This window comes from Xanthomonas graminis pv. graminis (genome assembly GCF_030168915.1).
Classification (GTDB): domain Bacteria; phylum Pseudomonadota; class Gammaproteobacteria; order Xanthomonadales; family Xanthomonadaceae; genus Xanthomonas_A; species Xanthomonas_A translucens.
In genome coordinates this window covers 4,182,250-4,201,487 of the sequence record NZ_CP076255.1, presented here as the reverse complement: position 1 = coordinate 4,201,487, position 19,238 = coordinate 4,182,250, and the positions used below count along the sequence as shown (strand labels likewise).

14 protein-coding genes and 1 pseudogene are annotated in these 19,238 nt (G+C 70.2%); 7 read left to right on the top strand and 8 right to left on the bottom strand.

Features of this window, described 5'->3' with window-relative positions:
* Positions 1-48 precede the first annotated feature (48 nt).
* Together accB and aroQ are read right to left on the bottom strand one after the other, a co-directional pair.
* Entirely contained in the window at positions 49-534 is a 486-nt protein-coding gene (gene accB / locus KHF85_RS18240; protein ID WP_284567753.1) for an acetyl-CoA carboxylase biotin carboxyl carrier protein, read from the bottom strand.
* A gap of 105 nt (positions 535-639) precedes the next feature.
* Positions 640-1,086: a type II 3-dehydroquinate dehydratase gene (gene aroQ, locus KHF85_RS18235; RefSeq protein WP_009611169.1), complete on the bottom strand. Its 447-nt coding sequence runs from the start codon at positions 1,084-1,086 to the stop codon at positions 640-642.
* A 479-nt stretch (positions 1,087-1,565) separates the two neighbouring features.
* Here aroQ and KHF85_RS18230 point away from each other — a divergent pair, with 479 nt between their 5' ends.
* A complete protein-coding gene (locus KHF85_RS18230; RefSeq protein WP_284567752.1) occupies positions 1,566-2,957 on the top strand; it encodes an FAD/NAD(P)-binding protein in 1,392 nt (463 codons plus the stop codon).
* A gap of 121 nt (positions 2,958-3,078) precedes the next feature.
* Here the strand turns inward: KHF85_RS18230 and KHF85_RS18225 are convergent, their stop codons facing one another.
* From KHF85_RS18225 to KHF85_RS18210, 4 genes and pseudogenes are all read right to left on the bottom strand, one after another.
* Positions 3,079-3,639 carry a TlpA family protein disulfide reductase gene (locus tag KHF85_RS18225; RefSeq protein WP_284567751.1) on the bottom strand — a complete coding sequence of 187 codons (561 nt, stop codon included), beginning with the start codon at positions 3,637-3,639 and terminating at the stop codon, positions 3,079-3,081.
* Positions 3,636-5,915: a protein-disulfide reductase DsbD family protein gene (locus KHF85_RS18220; RefSeq protein WP_284567750.1), complete on the bottom strand. Its 2,280-nt coding sequence runs from the start codon at positions 5,913-5,915 to the stop codon at positions 3,636-3,638. The genes KHF85_RS18225 and KHF85_RS18220 overlap by 4 nt, the downstream gene beginning before the upstream one ends.
* A 4-nt stretch (positions 5,916-5,919) precedes the next feature.
* Entirely contained in the window at positions 5,920-6,252 is a 333-nt protein-coding gene (cutA, locus tag KHF85_RS18215) for a divalent-cation tolerance protein CutA (protein WP_284567749.1), read from the bottom strand.
* A 250-nt stretch (positions 6,253-6,502) separates the two neighbouring features.
* A pseudogene (locus KHF85_RS18210) lies at positions 6,503-6,793 on the bottom strand (endonuclease); the annotation flags it as partial.
* Between the two features lie 266 nt (positions 6,794-7,059).
* On the opposite strand from KHF85_RS18210, the gene KHF85_RS18205 reads away from it, so the two are divergent.
* The 4 genes from KHF85_RS18205 (at position 7,060) to KHF85_RS18190 (ending at position 11,273) form a co-directional block, all read left to right on the top strand.
* The gene (locus KHF85_RS18205) at positions 7,060-7,347 is read left to right on the top strand and encodes a co-chaperone GroES (protein ID WP_003470504.1); all 288 of its coding nucleotides are present in this window, start codon (positions 7,060-7,062) and stop codon (positions 7,345-7,347) included.
* Positions 7,348-7,483: 136 nt separating this feature from the next.
* Positions 7,484-9,133, top strand: a complete 1,650-nt coding sequence (gene groL, locus KHF85_RS18200; protein WP_009611148.1) for a chaperonin GroEL — start codon at positions 7,484-7,486, stop codon at positions 9,131-9,133.
* Positions 9,134-9,600: 467 nt separating this feature from the next.
* Positions 9,601-10,674, top strand: coding sequence for a 3-deoxy-7-phosphoheptulonate synthase (locus KHF85_RS18195; RefSeq protein WP_284567748.1), 1,074 nt, complete (start codon positions 9,601-9,603; stop codon positions 10,672-10,674).
* Between the two features lie 314 nt (positions 10,675-10,988).
* A complete protein-coding gene (locus KHF85_RS18190) occupies positions 10,989-11,273 on the top strand; it encodes a GIY-YIG nuclease family protein (protein ID WP_284567747.1) in 285 nt (94 codons plus the stop codon).
* Positions 11,274-11,516: 243 nt separating this feature from the next.
* On the opposite strand, the gene KHF85_RS18185 is transcribed toward KHF85_RS18190, so the two are convergent.
* Entirely contained in the window at positions 11,517-13,037 is a 1,521-nt protein-coding gene (locus tag KHF85_RS18185; protein ID WP_284567746.1) for an acetyl-CoA hydrolase/transferase family protein, read from the bottom strand.
* Between the two features lie 128 nt (positions 13,038-13,165).
* Between KHF85_RS18185 and KHF85_RS18180 the strand changes: the two genes are divergently transcribed.
* The gene (locus KHF85_RS18180) at positions 13,166-15,391 is read left to right on the top strand and encodes an AsmA family protein (protein WP_284567745.1); all 2,226 of its coding nucleotides are present in this window, start codon (positions 13,166-13,168) and stop codon (positions 15,389-15,391) included.
* A gap of 40 nt (positions 15,392-15,431) precedes the next feature.
* On the opposite strand, the gene KHF85_RS18175 is transcribed toward KHF85_RS18180, so the two are convergent.
* The gene (locus tag KHF85_RS18175; RefSeq protein ID WP_284567744.1) at positions 15,432-15,839 is read right to left on the bottom strand and encodes a hypothetical protein; all 408 of its coding nucleotides are present in this window, start codon (positions 15,837-15,839) and stop codon (positions 15,432-15,434) included.
* On the opposite strand from KHF85_RS18175, the gene glnE reads away from it, so the two are divergent.
* Positions 15,839-18,664, top strand: coding sequence for a bifunctional [glutamate--ammonia ligase]-adenylyl-L-tyrosine phosphorylase/[glutamate--ammonia-ligase] adenylyltransferase (gene glnE / locus KHF85_RS18170; protein WP_284567743.1), 2,826 nt, complete (start codon positions 15,839-15,841; stop codon positions 18,662-18,664). The two genes, KHF85_RS18175 and glnE, sit on opposite strands and share 1 nt — an antisense overlap.
* Positions 18,665-19,238: the final 574 nt, after the last annotated feature.

Below are 19,238 nucleotides of genomic sequence, written 5' to 3'. Positions count from 1 at the left end.
CGCTTTTGCTCCCGCGAGTCCCGAGTCCCGAGTCCCGAGTCCCGGCGCTTAGCCAATCACGAACAACGGCTGATCGAACTCCACCGGCACGCCGCTTTCGCTGAGGATCGCGACGATGGTGCCGGAGATGTCGGCTTCGATCGGGTTGAACATCTTCATCGCCTCGATGATCGCCAGGGTCTCGCCGGCCTTGACCGCCTGGCCGACGGTGACGAAGGCCGGCTTGTCCGGCGACGGCGAGGTGTAGAAGGTGCCGACCATCGGCGCGCGCAGCACGTGGCCCTCGGGCAGGGCGTTGCCGGGCTTGGCGGTGCCGCCGGTGGAGGCCTCGGTGGGCGAGCTCATCGGCATCGGCGCGGCCGCAGGCGGCGCGGCGGCGGGGGCCGGGGCCGGTGCGTACTGCGGGGCGCTGGCAATCATGCCCTTGGGCGTGCGCGCCAGGCGCACGCTTTCCTCGCCTTCCTTGATCTCGATCTCGGCGAGATTGGACTCTTCCAGCAGGTCGATCAGCTTCTTGATTTTACGGAGATCCATAACGGCCTCTTGAGGTGAATCGGGAAATGACCGGGCACGCGGCCCGGCGAACGCGGAGAGGGTGGCGCCGCGCCGCGCGACGCGCGCTAAAGCCGGGGGTGCCGTTCATGCGCTGGCTCCCAGCCGGGCCAGCGCCGCGTCCAGCGCGTAGCGGTAGCTGTCGGCGCCGAAGCCGCAGATCACCCCGAGCGCGTGGTCGCTGAAATAGCTGTGATGGCGGAACGGCTCGCGGCTGTGCGGGTTGGACAGGTGGATCTCGATGAACGGGATCGCCACCGCCGCCAACGCGTCGCGCAGCGCCACCGAGGTATGGGTGAACGCGGCCGGGTTGATCAGGATGAAGGCGGTGCCGTCGCCGCGCGCGGCCTGCACCCGCTCCACCAGCACGTGCTCGGCGTTGGACTGCAGGCTGTCCAGCTGGTGCCCGGCGGCCGTGGCCTGCGCGAGCAGCGCCGCATCGATTTGCGCCAGCGTCGTGTGCCCATACATTCCCGGCTCGCGGGTGCCGAGCAGGTTGAGGTTGGGGCCATGCAACAGCAGCAGTCGCGCCATGGAAGACAAAGCAGCGGAAAGGGCGGCAGTCTGCGCGAAGCCGGGATTACTGTCCAGTTCGGCGAAGTTGCGGCTGTTTTAAACGAGCGTTTGGTTGCCGCGCGAGGACCGCAGCGGCGGCGGGCAGGGCGAAGGTACACGGTCGTCCATGAATCGCCTGTGCGTGTGCGCTTCGGTCGCATCGGCCGACGCGCCGGTAATGGCGCCGATGGGTTGGATCCTCGGGGCGCAGGCGATCGGTGCAGACGGGGGTGGCCGGAGCGGATCTTCGCTGAGTCGGCCGCGTGCCTGCGTGGCGGTGCCGTCATGGGTGGCCGATGCCGGCCCGGATCGAGACCGATCGGCCGCCGCTCATGCACCAGGCGCATCTGCTGATGCCCGATCGGCATGCGCCATGTGGCGCGCATTAACCGGCGATTTACACCCGCGGCCGCCGTCCCGGGCACAAAGGACGCTCCGACCGGCCACGAGTGTCAGCCATGCGAATTGCGATCATCGGCGCAGGATTCTGCGGCAACCTGCTGGCCGCGGCCCTGGCCAGGCAGGCAACGGCCAGCCGGCTGACGTTGATCGGCGTGGCCGATACCTTCGGCCGCGGCATCGCCTATGGCGCGGCGCGGCCCGAGCATCTGTTGAACGTGCGCGCCAAGGACCTGGGCGTGGACCCGCAGGATCCGGGCGGGTTCGCCGACGCCCTGCAGCTCGACGCCGGGCAGCGCCTGGACTTCCTGCCGCGGCTGCGCTACGGCCGTTACCTGGAGCAGTACCTGGACGCGGCGCTGGCCGCTTCGGCGGTGGAGGTGGCGCGGGTGAGCGAAGAGGCGGTGGCGGTGGAGCGTGGTCCCGCCGGTTTCCGCATTTTCCTGGCCAATGGCGCGGACGTGGTCAGCGACGTGGTGGTACTGGCGATCGGCGCGCTGCCGCCGGCGGCGCTGCCCGGCATCGGGCCGCGCCTGGCGGTGCACCGGCGCTACATCGGCTGGCCGTGGCAGGACGGGGTGCTGGACGAGGTGCCGCCGCAGGCGCGGCTGTTGCTGGTCGGCACCGGCCTGACCATGGCCGATGTCGCGCTGACCCTGCGCCGCCGCGGCCATCGCGGTCCGATCACCGCGTTGTCGCGGCGCGGCCTGGCGCCGCAGGCGCATCTGGCCGAGCCGGGTGCGCCGGTGACGCTGCCGCCGAGCGTGGCGCAGGCGCTGCGCAACCACGACCTCAGCGGCCTGGTGCGCAGCCTGCGCCAGCTGACCACGGTGGTGGAGGACTGGCGCTGCGTGGTCGATGCGCTGCGTCCGCATCTGCAGCCGTTCTGGAAAGGCCTGGCGCCGGCGGCGCGCTCGCGGTTCCTGCGCCACCTGCGCCCGTACTGGGAAGCGGCGCGGCATCGGCTGGCGCCGGCCGCGGCCAGCGCGCTGGCGCAGATGCAGCAGCAGGGCCAGTTGCGCATCCGCGCCGGGCGCCTGCTGCGCGCGCGGCTGGGCGAACGTGCGGTGGAGGCGGTGATCCGCGACCGCGCCAGCCACAGCGCGCGCACCGAAGACTTCGATGTGCTGATCCGCGCCACCGGGCTGGACACCGACGTCGCCCGCACCAGCCATCCGCTGATCGCCACGATGCGCGATGCGGGCCTGCTGCAGGCCGATCCGCTGGGCCTGGGCCTGGTGGTGGACGCGCGGTTGCAGGTGCGCGACGGCAGCGGCCATCCGGTGGCCGGGCTGTATTGCCTGGGACCGCTGCTGCGCGGCGGCCTGTGGGAAATCACCGCGGTGCCGGAATTGCGCGCCGGCGCACAGCACCTGGCCGCGGAACTGGCGGCGTTGGGGCAGGCGTGGGGTGCGGGTGGCGGCGCCGAGGCGCAGCGGCAGGCGGTGTAGCGCTTCCCGATCCAGGCGACGATCCCGATCCCCTGTAGGGCTTCAGCCGCGACCGGGCTTTACTGATCATGCCTGTCGCGGCTGAAGCCGCTCCTACAGGGGCGAGTGGGCAAACGAGCGGTTACGGCAACTGCGCCCAGCGCTCCGCTTCGCCCGGCGCGAACGGCCCCAGCTTCTGCCGCACGATGCGACCGTTGGCGTCGATCAGCACGCTGTACGGCAGCAGGCCCTGGGTGTCGCCCAGGCGCACGCTGGCGTCGGCCGGGCCGGGGGTTTCCAGCGCGATCGGGTAGGCGATCGGGATCCGCTGCAGGAATGCGCGCACGTCCTCGGGATGGTCCAGGGCGATGCCCAGCACCTGCAGTCCGCCGGCAGGCTGCGCGCGCGCCAGCCGATCGAGCTCCGGCATCTCGCGCACGCACGGTTCGCACCAACTGGCCCAGACGTTGACCAGCAAGGGGCGGCCGCGGAACTGGGCCAGGGTCAGCGTGCCGCCGTCGAGCGTGGGCAGGCGCAGCGCGGGCGCCGGGTCGCCGCGGCGGGCCGCGACGACGCCTGTTGGCGTCGCGCTGTCGCTGGCCGGGGCGTGCGCCGGCGTGCGCCACCACACTTGCGCGGCGAGCAGGCCCAGCGCCGCCGCGATCGCTGCCACCGCGAACAGACGCGGCGGCGTGGCCTTCATCGCGAGGCGCGCAGCAGCGCGTCCTCGACCACCGCCTGGCTCAGCACCGGCGGCAGCACGGTCGGCGGCGCGCCCGGGCCGTAGACCACGTACAGCGGCACGCCCACTGCCTTGTGTTCGGCGAGGAAGGCGCTGATGCGCTCGTCCTCGTTGGTCCAGTCGCCCTTCATGTACACCGCATCCACGCGCTTGAGCGTGTCGCGGAAGGCGTCGCTGCTGAACACGTTGCGCTCGTTGGCCTTGCAGGTCACGCACCAGTCGGCGGTCATGTTGACGAACACCACGCGGTTGTCGGTGCGCAGCCGGTCCAGCATTTGCGGCGAATACGCCACCGTGTTGCGCTCCGCCGTGGCACCGGGCGGCGCCAGCCGGGTCACGCCCCAGGCCGGCACCAGCGCCAGCAGCAGCAACACGCTGGCCAGGCGCATGCCGGTGGTGTGGCCGCGCCAGCGTGCGCGCTCGAACCACCACAGGCCCAGCGCCAGCAGGGTGGCGCCGACCAGCAGCAGCGCCACCGCGTCCACCCCGCGCTGCTTGCCCAGCACCCACAGCAGCCAGATCGCGGTCAGGTACATCGGGAACGCCAGCACCTGCTTGAGCGTTTCCATCCACGCGCCGGGCTTGGGCAGGCGCCTGGCCAGCGACGGCACGAAGCCGATCAGCAGGAACGGCAGCGCCAGGCCCAGGCCCAGGGTCAGGAACACCAGCATCGCCATCGCCGGCGGCGCGGTCAGCGCATAGCCCAGCGCCGGGCCCATGAACGGGCCGATGCAGGCGCTGGACACCACGCAGGCCAGCACGCCGGTGAAGAAGTCGCCGACCGGGCCGCTGCGCGAGGACAGCGACTGGCCCAGCCCGCCGAGATTGGCGCTGAGGGTGAACACGCCCGACAGGCTCAGGCCGACCACGAACATCAGGTACACCAGCACCGCGACGAAGCCCGGGCGCTGCAGCTGGAAGCCCCACAGCAGGCGCGCGGCGACGGCGATGCCGCCGACCACGGCGAAGGACACCAGCACGCCCAGCGTGTACCACAGCGCATGGCTGCGCGCGCGGCTGCGGCTCTCGCCGCTCTGCGCCACGCCCAGCACCTTCAGCGACAGGATCGGCAGCACGCACGGCAGCAGGTTCAGCACCAGGCCGCCGCCCAGCGCCAGCAGCAGCATCCACAGCAGGCTTTGCGGTTCCGCCACCGGCGCGGTGCTGCGCGCGGCGTTGTGCGCCGAGGCATCGGGCGCGCTCGTCGCGTCGGGCGCGGTCGCCGGCGCCGCCGTGTCGGCTGCCGCGACGTTGGCGTCGGCCTGGCTGCTGTTCAGCGGCGTGACCAGCAACGGCGCCACCTCGGCCTGGTCGGCGGGGCTGAGTTTGCCCTTGGGCAGCGACAGCTTCACCCGCCGGGTCATCGGCGGATAGCAGATGCCGTCGGTCTGGCAGCCCTGGAAGGTGGCGACCAGGGTCGCTTCGGCGGCATCGGCGCGCTGGCGCTGCAGCGGCACGCTGACCTCGGTCTGGTCGAAATACACCACCACGTTGCCGAAGTGCTCGTCCTGGTGCGAGCGGCCCTGCGGCCAGCGCGGCAGGCCGGTGCGGATGCCGGCCGCGCCTTCCAGCGCCAGCGCGGTGCGGTCGCGATACAGGTAGTAGCCCGGCGCCGGGGTGAAGCGCAGCAGCAGGGTGTTGCCGTCGCCGACGATGGCTTCGAAGCCGAACGCCTGGTCCGACGGCAGCGGCAGGCCTTGCACGGCGCCGCCGCCGAACAACGGCTTGGCGGCGGGGCCGGCCGCGCCCGGCGCGCTGCCCGGCAGCGGCGAGGAGGCGGCCGTCGCCGCGCCGGCCTCGGCCGCCGGCAGCGCCACCTTGAGCACGCGCTTCTGCGGCGGATAGCACACGCCGGCGTCGGCGCAGCCCTGGTAGCGCACCTCCACCTGCAAGCTGGTCGTGGCGGGATCGGCGACGCCGCTCTGTACCGCGTTCAACTCGCCGCGATAGGTTTCCACCTCGCCGAAGTACGGGTCGGTCTTCTTGTGCCCGGCCGGCAGCTGCAGGGTCGGGTTGGGCTTGAAGCCGCTCAGCACCCGCACTGCGATCCGGTGCCGGTATAGGTAGTAGCCGTCGGCGATCTTCCAGTGCAGCTCGATGCGGCCGCGCTCGGGCGCCCGTGCGGTGAGCACGAAGGCCTGATCGACCGGCAGCAGATCCTTTTCGTCGACCGCCAGGGCGGGAAAGGCGGCCAGGGCCAGCAGGCACAGGGCGGCGATACGGTGAAACACGGTCATCGGCTTACGGTTCCTCACGGGTTTCGGCGTACACCCACTGCAGGTAGGCGGGCAGGCCGCCGGCCACCTCGACCTCGATCAGTTCGGGAACGTCGTAGGGGTGCAGTTCGCACAGCCGCTGTTGCAGCGCGGGGATGCGGTCGGTGGCGGTCTTGATCAGCAGCAGCACTTCCTCGGCCTGCTCCACGGCGTCCTGCCAGCGATAGGTGGCGTGCACGCCGGGCAGGCGGCTCACGCACGCGGCCAACCGTTCTTCGACCAAGACCCGGGCAATCCGCGCGGCGCTGGCCGGATCGGGGCAGGTGCTGAACAGTAAACGGAGTGGGGGCGAAGACATGCGGCCGACAGTATAGGGACGCCGGCAGGGCTTTGCCGGGCCTGGTTCGGACATGAGTACAGGTCTGCGGGTGCCTGGTTGCGGGCCGGTGCGCGATGGCCGCGAGCGCGTGGCCGGGCCTGCTGCCGGGCCGTGCGGCGGCGAACCGATCCGCCGCGGGAAATGCCCGGCGGCCTGGAGGCTGCGCACGGCCGCAGCGGCCCGGCGGCCATCCGCCGCCGAGCCTTCAATGCGGTGCGAGCGCCTGCGGATAGCCGACGGTGGCGATGCGCACCTGTCCGCCGCAGTTGACCAGGCTACCGGCCGGCACCGCGGTGCTGGCGTAGACGGCGGCGCTGCCGGGGTTGCTGCCGTTGTACAGGTAGACCTTGTAGCCGCTCAGGCTCTCGCCGGCGGTGGCGACGATCTCCACGCCCTCGCCGCTATCGCCGGCGGCGGTGGCATCTTCGTAGTGCAATGCGTTGATGAACACGGCGGCCTGGACGTGGCCGGCCAGGGCCAGCAGACAGGCGAGAGGTAGGGCAATGGCGGATCGCGTCATCGACAACTCTTCCCCGCCCCGGGTCTGCGAGCCTGGCCTGCCACTCTGGCAGCGTTGCGGAATTCGGGAAGCAGTTCCGCGGCCGGGCCGGCCGCGGAAACGAAATTTTTTTGCCGCCAGCCCTTGAAAGAGCGCCGGCCAGCACCACATCTTGCGCATCCCGGCGTACCGGGTTTTTTCGCGAGCGTTGCTGGCAGTCGTCACGTGCGAGTGCTAACATCGCCAGCCTTTCCTAGACCAATCAATCACTTAAAAGGGTCTCTCTCATGAGCATCAAGCCGCTTCACGACCGCGTCGTAGTCAAGCCGATCGAAGCCGACGAAATTTCCGCCGGCGGCATCGTGATCCCGGATTCGGCCAAGGAAAAGTCCACCAAGGGCGAGATCGTGGCCATCGGCAGCGGCAAGCCGCTGGACAACGGCAGCGTCCGCGCCCCGGCGGTCAAGGTCGGCGACAAGGTCATCTACGGCCAGTACGCCGGCTCCAGCTACAAGGCCGAAGGCGTCGAGTACAAGGTGCTGCGCGAAGACGACATCCTCGCGATCGTCGGCTAAAACGCCGCCGATCGCGGGATCGGGAGTGGGGGTTCGCGATTCGCGCTGCGCTCGCCGCGGCGCGATCCCGGATCTCCCCCGAATCCCGCTCTTGGCCAATCCCTAATCCCCAATCACGCATTCCGGAGTTACACACATGGCTGCCAAAGATATCCGTTTCGGTGAAGACGCTCGTTCGCGCATGGTGCGCGGCGTCAACATTCTCGCCAATGCCGTCAAGGCCACCCTGGGCCCGAAGGGCCGCAACGTCGTGCTCGAGAAGAGCTTCGGCGCGCCGACCATCACCAAGGACGGCGTCTCCGTCGCCAAGGAAATCGAACTGGCCGACAAGTTCGAGAACATGGGCGCGCAGATGGTGAAGGAAGTCGCGTCCAAGACCTCCGACAACGCCGGCGACGGCACCACCACCGCCACCGTGCTGGCGCAGGCGCTGATCCGCGAAGGTTCCAAGGCGGTCGCCGCCGGCATGAACCCGATGGACCTCAAGCGCGGCATCGACCAGGCGGTCAAGGCCGCCGTGGTCGAGCTGAAGAAGATCAGCAAGCCCACCGCCGACGACAAGGCGATCGCCCAGGTCGGCACCATCTCGGCCAACTCCGACGAGTCGATCGGTCAAATCATCGCCGACGCGATGAAGAAGGTCGGCAAGGAAGGCGTCATCACCGTTGAAGAAGGCTCGGGCCTGGACAACGAGCTGGACGTGGTCGAGGGCATGCAGTTCGACCGCGGCTACCTGTCGCCGTACTTCATCAACAACCAGCAGAGCCAGTCGGCCGACCTGGACGACCCGTACATCCTGCTGCACGACAAGAAGATCTCCAACGTGCGCGACCTGCTGCCGGTGCTGGAAGGCGTGGCCAAGTCGGGCAAGCCGCTGCTGATCGTGGCTGAGGAAGTGGAAGGCGAAGCGCTGGCGACCCTGGTGGTCAACACCATCCGCGGCATCGTCAAGGTCGTGGCGGTCAAGGCGCCGGGCTTCGGCGATCGTCGCAAGGCGATGCTGGAAGACATGGCCACCCTGACCGGCGGCACCGTGATCTCCGAGGAAGTGGGCCTGGCGCTGGAGAAGGCGACCATCAAGGACCTGGGCCGCGCCAAGAAGGTGCAGGTCTCCAAGGAGAACACCACCATCATCGACGGCGCGGGCGACAGCTCGGCGATCGAGTCGCGCATCAAGCAGATCAAGGCGCAGATCGAAGAGACTTCTTCGGACTACGACCGCGAGAAGCTGCAGGAGCGCGTGGCCAAGCTGGCCGGTGGCGTGGCGGTGATCAAGGTCGGTGCTTCGACCGAGATCGAGATGAAGGAAAAGAAGGCGCGCGTCGAAGACGCCCTGCACGCGACCCGTGCGGCCGTGGAAGAAGGCGTGGTCCCGGGCGGCGGTGTGGCCCTGGTGCGCGCGCTGACCGCGATCGGCGATCTGAAGGGCGCTAACGAAGATCAGACCCACGGTATCCAGATCGCGCTGCGCGCGATGGAAGCGCCGCTGCGCGAGATCGTCACCAACGCCGGTGAAGAGCCGTCGGTGATCCTGAACCGGGTCAAGGAAGGCACCGGCAACTTCGGCTACAACGCCGCCAACGGCGAGTTCGGCGACATGGTCGCGTTCGGCATCCTGGATCCGACCAAGGTGACCCGTTCGGCGCTGCAGAACGCCGCGTCGATCGCCGGCCTGATGATCACCACCGAAGCGATGGTGGCCGACGCGCCGAAGAAGGACGAGCCGGCCGGCGGCGCTGGCGGCATGGGCGGCGGCATGGGCGGCATGGGCGGCATGGATTTCTGATCCGCACCGGCGCAAGCCGACCTGCAGTCCGCAGTGAAAAGGAGCCCCGCAGCGATGCGGGGCTTTTTTTATGCGTGTGCGGGGGCACGCACACGACGCGATCGGGCGCGAGGTGGCTTTGAGTCGGGACCCGGGACCCGGGACCCGGGACCCGGAAGAGCCGAGAGCCGACCTGCGCGCGCTAACCTGCTTTGCGAGTCCCGAGTCCCGAGTCCCGAGTCCCGACGCCAAAGTTGCACCAGCAACTGTGGCACTCGCAAAAATCCTGTGCTATCAATGCGTCCCATGAACGCCAACCGCCGCTTTTATTTTTGGTACTACGGTTTTCCGATGCCGCTGGCGGAGGAAGGAGTGCGTTCACCCTGAAGGAAACTTCAGCCGCATCCCGAAAGCCGCCAGCGAACCTGGCGGCTTTTTTCATGCCGCCGGACCTGGCCCCCACCCAGAACCCGACCGAGAGATTCCCCATGGCCCCGCATACCGACGATCTGCGCATCCGCAAGATCGAACCGCTGACCCCGCCCGCCCAGCTGCTGTCGCTGCTGCCCTGCGACGAGCAGGCCTCGCAGACCGTCGCCGCCTCGCGCGCGGCGCTGCACGCCATCCTGCACGGCCGCGACGACCGCCTGGCGGTGGTGATCGGCCCGTGCTCGATCCACGACCCGGTGGCGGCGATGGAGTACGCGCAGCGCCTGCGCCCGCTGCGCGACAGCTACGGCGATGCGCTGGAGATCGTGATGCGGGTGTACTTCGAGAAGCCGCGCACCACGGTCGGCTGGAAGGGCCTGATCAACGATCCCAATCTCGACGGCAGCTTCGACATCAACAAGGGCCTGCGCCTGGCGCGCGGCCTGCTGCGCGACATCAACCGCCTCGGCCTGCCGGCCGGCGTGGAATTCCTCGACATCATCTCGCCGCAGTACATCGCCGACCTGGTGGCCTGGGGCGCGATCGGCGCGCGCACCACCGAAAGCCAGGTGCACCGCGAGCTGGCTTCGGGCCTGTCGTGCCCGGTCGGGTTCAAGAACGGCACCAGCGGCGACGTCAAGATCGCGGTCGATGCGGTTGGCGCGGCCTCGCATCCGCACCATTTCCTGGCGGTGACCAAGGACGGGCAGACCGCGGTCGCCACCACCACCGGCAACCCCGATTGCCACGTGATCCTGCGCGGCGGCAAGCTGCCCAACTACGACGCGGCCAGCGTCGCCGCTGCCGGCCAGGTGCTGGAGAAGGCCGGGTTGCCGGCACGGCTGATGGTCGATGCCAGCCATGCCAACAGCGGCAAGAATCCGGACAACCAGCCGAAGGTGATCGAGGACATCGCCGCGCAACTGGAAGCCGGGCAGACCCGCATCGTCGGCGCGATGGTGGAGAGCCACCTGGTCGGCGGCCGCCAGGAACTGCTCTGCGGCCAGCCGCTGGTCTATGGGCAGAGCATCACCGACGGCTGCATCGATTGGGACAGTTCGGTGCAGGTGCTGGAGCGCCTGGCGCAAGCGGTGCGTGCGCGGCGCCAGGCGCGGTTGTCGCACGCGGCCTGAGCGTGGCAGAGCGCGCATGCGCAGCGAGCTGAGCGCCCATTGCGTGTCGCCCAAAAAAAACCCGGCCGTGCCGTCGAATCCAACGGGAGAGAGCCGCTTCATCGACGGTATCCGGCCGGTGAGGAGGTATATGCGCCCGTGCCGTGGCTGCGGTGTGCCGGCGTTTGGCAGTGACTGGCAAGCTGTTCGGGTTGCGTTAAAGCCGGTTGCGCGACGGTTCAGCGCGGCGGCGCTGCCGCATCGGTTTTCCGGGCGCAGACCTCTGTGGCGCGGCACAGGCTGGCGCAAATCACGCGCCGGCCGATAATGCGTGCATGGCCGACGCCCCGCCCTGGTTCCTGTACCTGCTCGAATGCCGCAACGGCAGCTACTACGCGGGCATCACCCTCGACATCGAGGCGCGCTACCAGGCGCATCTGCGCGGCACCGGCGCCAAGTACACCCGTGCCAACCCGCCGCTGCGGCTGCTGGCCAGTCGCGCCTACCCGGACCGCGCCGCCGCCTCGCGCGCCGAATGGGCGCTCAAGCAATTGCCGCGCGCGCGCAAGCTGGCGTTTCTTCGCGAGCCTGACCTGGTGTCCTCGCCCATCGATGCATAGCGGGACGGTGCAGGCTTTGGCGCCGACCGCATCCGAAGCCTGCCAGCATCGCGGCTCCGCTCGTCGCGGCTGAAGCCGCTCCTACAGGGGGCTGGCGGTGAGCTTGCCGGGTGCACTGTAGGAGCGGCTTCAGCCGCGACCGATCAGCGAAACGGCCGCGGGCCTGGCTTCGCTTGTCGCGGCTGAAGCCGCTCCTACAAAAAAGCGCGGGAGCCGCGGTGCTGGCGCTGCGCGCTGGATGGATCAACCCGCCGCGTGCATGCTTCCGGTCTCCAGCCAGCGCTGATGCCAGAACAGCGCCTCGGGCAGCAGGTGCGGGGTGTGCTTGCCGTAGCTGTCGTGCAGCGCGCGGTCGAAATAGTCTTCCAGCTGCGCGCGGTAGCTCGGGTCCACGCAGTGGTCGATCAGCTGCCGCGCGCGGTGCCGCGGCGGCAGGCCGCGCAGGTCGGCCAGGCCGTGTTCGGTGACGATGATGTAGACGTCGTGCTCGGTGTGGTCCACGTGGCTGACCATCGGCACGATCGCCGAGATGCTGCCGTGCTTGGCGGTGCTCGGGCTGAGGAAGATCGACAGGAAACTGTTGCGGGCGAAGTCGCCGGAACCGCCGATGCCGTTCATGATGCGGCTGCCCATCACGTGGGTGGAATTGACGTTGCCGTACAGGTCGGCCTCGATCATGCCGTTCATCGCAATGCAGCCCAGCCGCCGCACCAGTTCCGGATGATTGGAGATCTCCTGCGTGCGCAGGATGATGCGCTGGCGATAGAACGCGATGTTGCGCTTGAATTCCTCGTTCGCCTCCGGACTCAGCGCAAACCCCGTGCACGAGGCCACCTTCAACACGCCGCTGCGCAGCAGGTCGAGCATGCCGTCCTGGATCACTTCGGTGAAGGCGCTCAGGTCGCGAAAGCCGCTGCTGGCCAGGCCGGCCAGCACCGCGTTGGGGATATTGCCCACGCCTGATTGCAACGGCAGCAGGTTGGCCGGCAGCCGGCCCTTGCCGACCTCGTGCTTGAGGAAGTCGATCAGGTGCGCGGCGATGCGCTCGCTGCTGGCGTCGGCCGGGGTGAACGGGCTGTTGCGGTCCGGGCCATGGGTGCGCACCACCGCCACGATCTTGTCCGGATCGCAGCGCAGCGACGGCTCGCCGATGCGGTCGTCGGCGTGCAGCAGCGGGATCGGCTTGCGCTGCGGCGGCAGCGCGGTGCCGTAGTACACGTCGTGCATGCCGTCGATGCCGGCCGGTTGCCAGTCGTTGACCTCCACGATCACCTTTCTGGCCAGGTCCAGCCAGGTCTTGTTGTTGCCGATCGAGGTGGACGGAATCAGGCTGCCGTCCTGGCGGATGCCGGCCACTTCCACCACCGCGGTGTCGATCTCACCGTAGAAGCCGAACCACACGTGCTGGGCGACGTGGCTGAGATGGATGTCGATGTAGTCCAGGGTGCCGGCGTTGATCCGCTGGCGCGCGTCCGGATCGGTCTGGAACGGCATGCGCAGGGCGATGCCCTCGGCCTTGGCCAGCGCCCCGTCCAGTTCCGGTGCGGTGGAGGCGCCGGTCATCAGCCGGATCTTGAACGCCTGGCCCTGCAGGTGCGCGGCCTCGATCCGCTGCGCCAGCGCGATCGGCACCGCCTTGGGATAACCGGAACCGGTGAAGCCGCTCATCGCCACCGTCTCGCCCGGTTGGATCAGTGCGGCGGCGGCATCGGCGCTGACGATGCGCTCGCGCAGGCGCGGGTGGAGGATGCGTTCGGCGGACATGCGGCGACCGTGGCGGGAAGGGGAGACCACGATTATCGCGGATCGCGCCGGGCACGGGTGTGCGCCGCTGCTGCAGTGGCGGCACGGCTTTCACGCGGCCCACGCCACGGCGCGGCGATAGTGCCACGGTGCCGCCCTTTGCCCGCCTCTCGCCGAACGCCGCACTCCACCGCTACCGGCGCTGGCCGCGTGCGTGGCGTTTGCTGCTGCGCGGGCTGCTGATCGCCTATCTGCTGTACCTGCTGCTGGGCAACGTGTTTCTCAACACGCCGCTGTTCGACCTGGCGACCAACCGCACGCCGGAAAAATTCCGCATGCACACGGGGCCGGCGCTGACCGTGCTGCCGGGCTTGGTCACGGCGTGGGACTTACGCATGCGCGGCCACGTGCAGCGCAATGTGTGGACCTTGCGCGCCGATCGCGCCAGCGCGCGCATCGCGGTGCTGCCGCTGCTGCACCGCGAAGTGCGCCTGCCGTGGATGGAGGCGGTGAACGTGATCGGCGCGATCGACCGTGTCGCCGACACCATCCCGCCGCCACCGCAAAGCGACCAGGGCTGGACCCTGCGCTTCGACGCGATCCACAGCGGCACGCTGCGCCGCGCGCGCTTCGGCGACCTGGCGATCGAAGGCAAGGGCCACGGCACGGTGGGCTTCCTCAAACAACTCAAGGGCGGGCCGGCGGAACTGTTCCCGTCGCAGATCGTGTTCGACGACGCCAGCGTGCGCTACGGCAAGCGCCAGATCGCCGACCAGGCGCATGTGGACGCGCGCTTCTCGTTTCCGCGCCACTACCGCGCGCAGGCGCCGGGCCTGCGCAAGCTCGGCATCGCCGACCTGGCGCTGCAGCTGCACGGGCGCAGCGTGGCGCTGCGCATCGACACCGCCGGGGCGAATACGCAGCTGAGCACCGAACCCGGGCTCGGCCACATCGACGCCAACCTGCGCATGCTGCGCGGCGAACTGCAGCCGGGCAGCAAGCTCAACTGGCGCGTGCCGCTGCACGCCGGCGTCGGCGCCACCGATCGCGGCGTGCTGGCGCTGCTGCTCGACGTCGATCGCGATATCCGGCTGCGCGCGCGCCTGCCGGGGCAGGTCGATCCGCGCAGCATGCTCAACGCCGACCTGCGCATCGGCGGACGTACGCTGCCTTTCGATGGCCCAGGCGCGCTGCTGCCGCGGCTGTCCGGCACGCTGCAGGGGCGCTGGCATTTCGAATCGCTGAACTGGATCAGCGACCTGCTGGTGCGCAAGCCGTGGTTCCGGCTCGACGGCGGCGGCGATGTATCGGCCGATCTGCGCCTGGCGCACGGCACGCTGCAGCCGGGCAGCCGCCTCGACGTGCCCGAGGTGCAGGCCACGGCCGATGTGCTGCGGGTGCGCATCCGCGGCAAGGCGCAGGCCGCCGGACGCATCGTCGGCACTGCCGCGCAGCCGCGCACCGAGGTCGCTGTGCGCATGCACAGCTTCGCGCTGGCGCCGCTGGCCGACCCCAAGGCGATCTTCGTGCAGGGCGAGAACCTGCGCCTGGATCTGCAGGGCGACGGCGCGTTGGCGACGCTGAAGGAATCGTTGCAGGCGCGCATGCGTTTCGACGACGCGCGCGTGCCGGACCTGCGCGCCTACAACCGCTACCTGCCGGCATCGCAAGTGCGCGTGCTCGGCGGCAGCGGATCGCTCAGCGGCGACCTGCACCTGGATGCGGCCGGGCAGGTGGGCGAAGGCAATGTGCGCGTGCGTGGCCGCCAGGCGCGGCTACAGGTGGCCGGATTGGCGCTGGCCGGCGACCTCGATCTCGACGCGCGGCTGCGGCGTGCGGAACTGCACGACAAGCGTTTCGACCTCAGCGGCAGCACGCTGCGCCTGCAGGGCGTGCGCTACGGCGACGGAGCCAAACAGCGCGACTGGTGGGCCACGCTGCGCGTGCCGCAGGGGCGCATCGCGGCGGCGCCGGCCACGCAGGCCGATGCGCAGGTGCAGATGCAGATGCGCGATGCCGGCCCGGTGCTGGCGGTGTTCGCGCAGCGCAGCGATGCGCCGGCCTGGCTGCTCAAGCTGGTCGATGCCGGGCAATTGGATGCGCGTGGTCAGTTGCGATGGAGCAAGGACGCACTGTGGCTGGACCGCCTGCATGCGGAAAACCAGCGCGTCTCGCTGCGCGCGCGCCTGCGCGTCGGCGATGCCGGCACCCAGGGCGATCTGTATGCGCGCTGGGGCGTGCTCGGTGTCGGCGTGGCGCTGCGCGGCGAACAGCGGCAATGGCATCTGCTCAACGCGCGCGAGTGGTACGAGCGGCAGCCGGCGTGGTTGCCGGAACCGCCGCCCGCGCCTGCACCGGCGGCGTCGGCGCCCTGAGCCGCCGCATCGCACCAGCGTGCGCGTTGTAGGCGCGGCTTCAGCCGCGACCGATCGCTCGGTCACCGGCGGCATGGATGCTGCGACGATGGCACGTCGCTCGACGCGGGCGCGTCGGCATCGCGCAGCGGGTGAAGACGAGACCCCTGCGCACACTGCGGCGCAGCAGAATGTACCGTCCGGTTTCATTTTGCAGTGCAGCGTGCAATGCGTAAAAAAAGCGCCCAAGATCAACCTGCATCCCGACGTGGGGGAGGGAGCAAGGCCCGCTGGCAGTTCGCTGCAAGCGGGCTTTTTTTTGCCTGGCGATCGTCGATTCTGCCACGCCGTGGTTGCTGCGGTCAGGCGGCGTCCCGCGCTTTCCCGGAGAACGCAAACCGCTTTCGCCGCCGCTGCCATGATCGCGCGCCGCTGTCTGCGGACAGGCCGGGATGCCAGAATCGGCCAATGCCAACCCCGTCCTCGATTGTTCCCGACGCCCTGCAGCCCTTGCTCGAACGCAGCCTGACACGCTTGCGGCAGAGCCTGGCCGCGCCGCCATGGCCCGCCGCGCCGGGGTTCGACGCGCCGCTGCACCGCGCGCTGCTCGCCAGCGATTTCCTGCTCGACACCCTGTGCCGGCAACCGACGCTGCTCGCGCACCTGGCGCAGCCCGACCCGCCGCCGTTGCCGGTGCCGCAGCTGGATCCGGCGCAGCCGGCGGCGTGGCCGGCGCAGTTGCGCCGCTATCGCGCCGCCGCCTCGGCGCGGCTGGTGTGGCGCGACGTGCTGGGTCTGGACGACGTCGATGCGACCCTGGCCGGCAGCACGCAGTTGGCCGAGACCTGCCTGGGCATCGCGCTGCAGGCGCTGGAAGGCGAATTCGCCACCCGCCACGGCGTGGTCCGCGGCGCCGACGGCAGCGTGCAGCGCCTGGTGGTGTTCGGCCTGGGCAAGCTCGGCGGCGGCGAACTGAACTTTTCCTCGGACGTGGATCTGGTCTACGCGTATCCGCAGGGCGGCGAATCCGACGGCGCGCGCGCGCTCGCCGCCGAGGAATATTTCGCGCGCCTCGGCCAGCGCCTGGCGCGGCTGCTGGACGAGACCACCGCCGACGGCTTCTCGCACCGGGTGGATCTGCGCCTGCGTCCGTTCGGCAGCGCCGGGCGTGTGGCGTTGTCGTTCGCCGCGATGGACCACTACTTCCAGCGCGAGGGCCGCGACTGGGAGCGCTATGCATGGCTGAAGGCGCGCGCGGTGGCCGGCGACATTGCTGCCGGCGAGGACTGGCTGCAGACGCTGCGCCCGTTCGTGTACCGGCGCTACCTCGACTTCACCGCGCTCGATGGGCTGCGCGAGATGAAGGCGGCGATCACCGCCGAAGTCGCGCGCCACGATCGTCTCGACGACATCAAGCGCGGCCCCGGCGGAATCCGCGAGATCGAATTCCTGGTGCAGTCGCTGCAACTGATCCGCGCTGGCCGCGAACCGGCGCTGCGCGAGCGCCGCTTGCTGCCCGCGTTGCAGGCGCTGGTCGCCGGCGGCCAGGTCGCGGCCGCGGACGGTGCGGCGCTGGCGCAGGCCTATCGCTTCCTGCGCCGGGTCGAGAACCGCCTGCAGATGCTGCGCGATGCGCAGACCCACGCGCTGCCGGAAGACGCGCTGGACCGCGCGCGCATCGCGTTCGGCCTGGGCTACGCGGATTGGGCGCAGTTGTACGCCGCGTTACAGGCGCAGCGCGACCGCGTCGCCGCCGAATTCGCCGAGTTGCTGGCGCCGCGCCTGCAGACGGTGGCGCCGGATGCGCTGGCCAGTTACTGGCGCGGCCTGCCGCAGCAGGCCGGCGCGCAGGCGCTGGTCGCGGCCGGCTTCGCCGATGCCGACGGCGCCGACCAGGCGCTGCGCGGCTTCGTGCAGTCGCTGGGCGTGCGCACCCTGTCGGACGCGGCGCGCGCGCGCCTGGACCGGGTGCTGCCGGCGCTGTTGCACGCCGCCGCGCGCGCGCCGCAGGCCGATGCCGCGTTGCACCGCGTGCTCGGCCTGCTGCAGGCGATCCTGCGCCGCGCCAGTTATCTGGCCTTGCTCGACGAACAGCCCAGCGCGCTGGCGCGGCTGGTCGATGTGCTGGCGCGCAGCGCGTTCCTGTCCGAACGGCTGGTGGCGCATCCGTTGCTGCTCGACGAACTGCTCGACAGCCGCGTCGCCGGGCCGATGCCGGATCGGGCGGGGCTGCAGCGGCTGTGCGACAGCGCGGCCGCCGCCGCCGGGGACGATCCGGAAGCCGCCCTGCGCGGCCTCAACGAAGCGCGCCAGGCGCTGAGCTTCCGCATCGCCCTGGCCGCGCTGGACCGGCGCCAGCCGGCGGTGCACAGCGGCCGCCAGCTGGCGGAACTGGCCGAAGGCGTGGTGCTGAGCGTGCTGCGCCTGGCCCGCAGCGAGCTGGCCGCCGCGCATGGCGAGGTGCCTGGCGGCAGCTTCGCGATCATCGGCTACGGCAGCCTCGGCGGCATCGAACTGGGCATCGGCTCGGACCTGGACCTGGTGTTCCTGTACGACCATGCCGCCGGCGTGGAGGCTTCGGACGGGGCGCGGCCGCTGGAGAGCGGGCGCTGGTTCGCGCGGCTGGCGCAGAAGGTGATCGCGTTGCTCGGCGCGGTCACCGGCGGCGGCCGCCTGTACGACATCGACGTGCGCTTGCGCCCGGACGGCGGCAAGGGTGCGCTGGTGTCGTCGCTGGCCAGCTATGGCGACTACCAGCGCGAACGCGCCTGGACCTGGGAACACCAGGCGCTGGTGCGCGCGCGCGGCGTGGCCGGCGATGCCGCGCTGCTGCAGCGCTTCGAGCAGGTGCGCGCGCAGACCCTGGCGCGCCCGCGCGACGCGGCGCAGCTGCGCGAGGAAGTGTTGAAGATGCGCGCCCGCATGCGCGCCGAACTGGACCGCAGCGATGCGACGCGCTTCGACCTGAAGCAGGGCGCCGGCGGCCTGGTCGATCTGGAATTCCTGCTGCAGGCGGGGGTGCTGCTCGGCGCCGCGCAGCATCCCGCGCTGAGCGTGCCGCGCGCTACGCCGGCGCTGATCGACGCATTGGCGGCCACCTGGTTCGATGCGCCAACGGCCGCCGCGTTGCGCGACGCGCACGCGACGCTGGTCGACGCCGGCCTGGCCTGCACGCTGGACCGGCGCCCGCGGCTGACCACTGGCACCGACGCGATCGCGCGCGCGCGCGCGGCGATCACCGCCGCGGCGCAGGCCAAGGAGCTGGCGTTCGAGCCGGGGCGCAGCGGACGATAGCGCGGCTGGCCCGCCGACGGCCCGCCGGATCCCGCCCGGCCTGCCCGGAAGTGGATGGCACGCCCCTGGGGCAAGCATGGAGCGTGCCCGTCATCTGGGGTTGACTCGCTTTTCGAGCCAAAGCGCCCTGATGAGCATGAGCACAAGCAGAAGAAAGCCACAGAGTCCTTGCAGTAGTTCCGGCCAGCCGGCGCCAAGGTCGCATGCGGCCGCAATTTTCTGCCAAAGCACGTCTGCGCAAAGCGCATTCAAAAGCGAGGCGAGCAATAGCGGAAGCAGCGGTGGATCGCGGAGCATGCGCCTATAGTTCGGTGTCATCTGTCTTGGCTTCCTTTCATTTGTGAGGTGGCCGATTCGCGTCCGGGTCGTGGCGCCGTCGATGCGTCGCGGGGAAGAATTCGAGGCGTGTATTGGGTCCGAGTCACGTGCGCGACCGCACGTAGCAGCGTTGTTCGATCCGTCGTACTGGCTCGGCGACGATGTTGCCGAAGTCGGCCTGGCGCGGCGAGTACCGCCGGGTCGGTCCATTGGCGTTTGCGTGGCTGCGCCTTGCCAGGCCGGGACGTTGCGCAAA

Excerpts from the sequence above, each read along its gene's own strand:
- accB (WP_284567753.1), bottom strand. The coding sequence starts at position 534 with ATGGATCTCCGTAAAATCAAGAAGCTGATCGACCTGCTGGAAGAGTCC.
- aroQ (WP_009611169.1), bottom strand. The coding sequence starts at position 1,086 with ATGGCGCGACTGCTGCTGTTGCATGGCCCCAACCTCAACCTGCTCGGC.
- KHF85_RS18230 (WP_284567752.1), top strand. The coding sequence starts at position 1,566 with ATGCGAATTGCGATCATCGGCGCAGGATTCTGCGGCAACCTGCTGGCC.
- KHF85_RS18225 (WP_284567751.1), bottom strand. The coding sequence starts at position 3,639 with ATGAAGGCCACGCCGCCGCGTCTGTTCGCGGTGGCAGCGATCGCGGCG.
- KHF85_RS18220 (WP_284567750.1), bottom strand. The coding sequence starts at position 5,915 with ATGACCGTGTTTCACCGTATCGCCGCCCTGTGCCTGCTGGCCCTGGCC.
- cutA (WP_284567749.1), bottom strand. The coding sequence starts at position 6,252 with ATGTCTTCGCCCCCACTCCGTTTACTGTTCAGCACCTGCCCCGATCCG.
- KHF85_RS18205 (WP_003470504.1), top strand. The coding sequence starts at position 7,060 with ATGAGCATCAAGCCGCTTCACGACCGCGTCGTAGTCAAGCCGATCGAA.
- groL (WP_009611148.1), top strand. The coding sequence starts at position 7,484 with ATGGCTGCCAAAGATATCCGTTTCGGTGAAGACGCTCGTTCGCGCATG.
- KHF85_RS18195 (WP_284567748.1), top strand. The coding sequence starts at position 9,601 with ATGGCCCCGCATACCGACGATCTGCGCATCCGCAAGATCGAACCGCTG.
- KHF85_RS18190 (WP_284567747.1), top strand. The coding sequence starts at position 10,989 with ATGGCCGACGCCCCGCCCTGGTTCCTGTACCTGCTCGAATGCCGCAAC.
- KHF85_RS18185 (WP_284567746.1), bottom strand. The coding sequence starts at position 13,037 with ATGTCCGCCGAACGCATCCTCCACCCGCGCCTGCGCGAGCGCATCGTC.
- glnE (WP_284567743.1), top strand. The coding sequence starts at position 15,839 with ATGCCAACCCCGTCCTCGATTGTTCCCGACGCCCTGCAGCCCTTGCTC.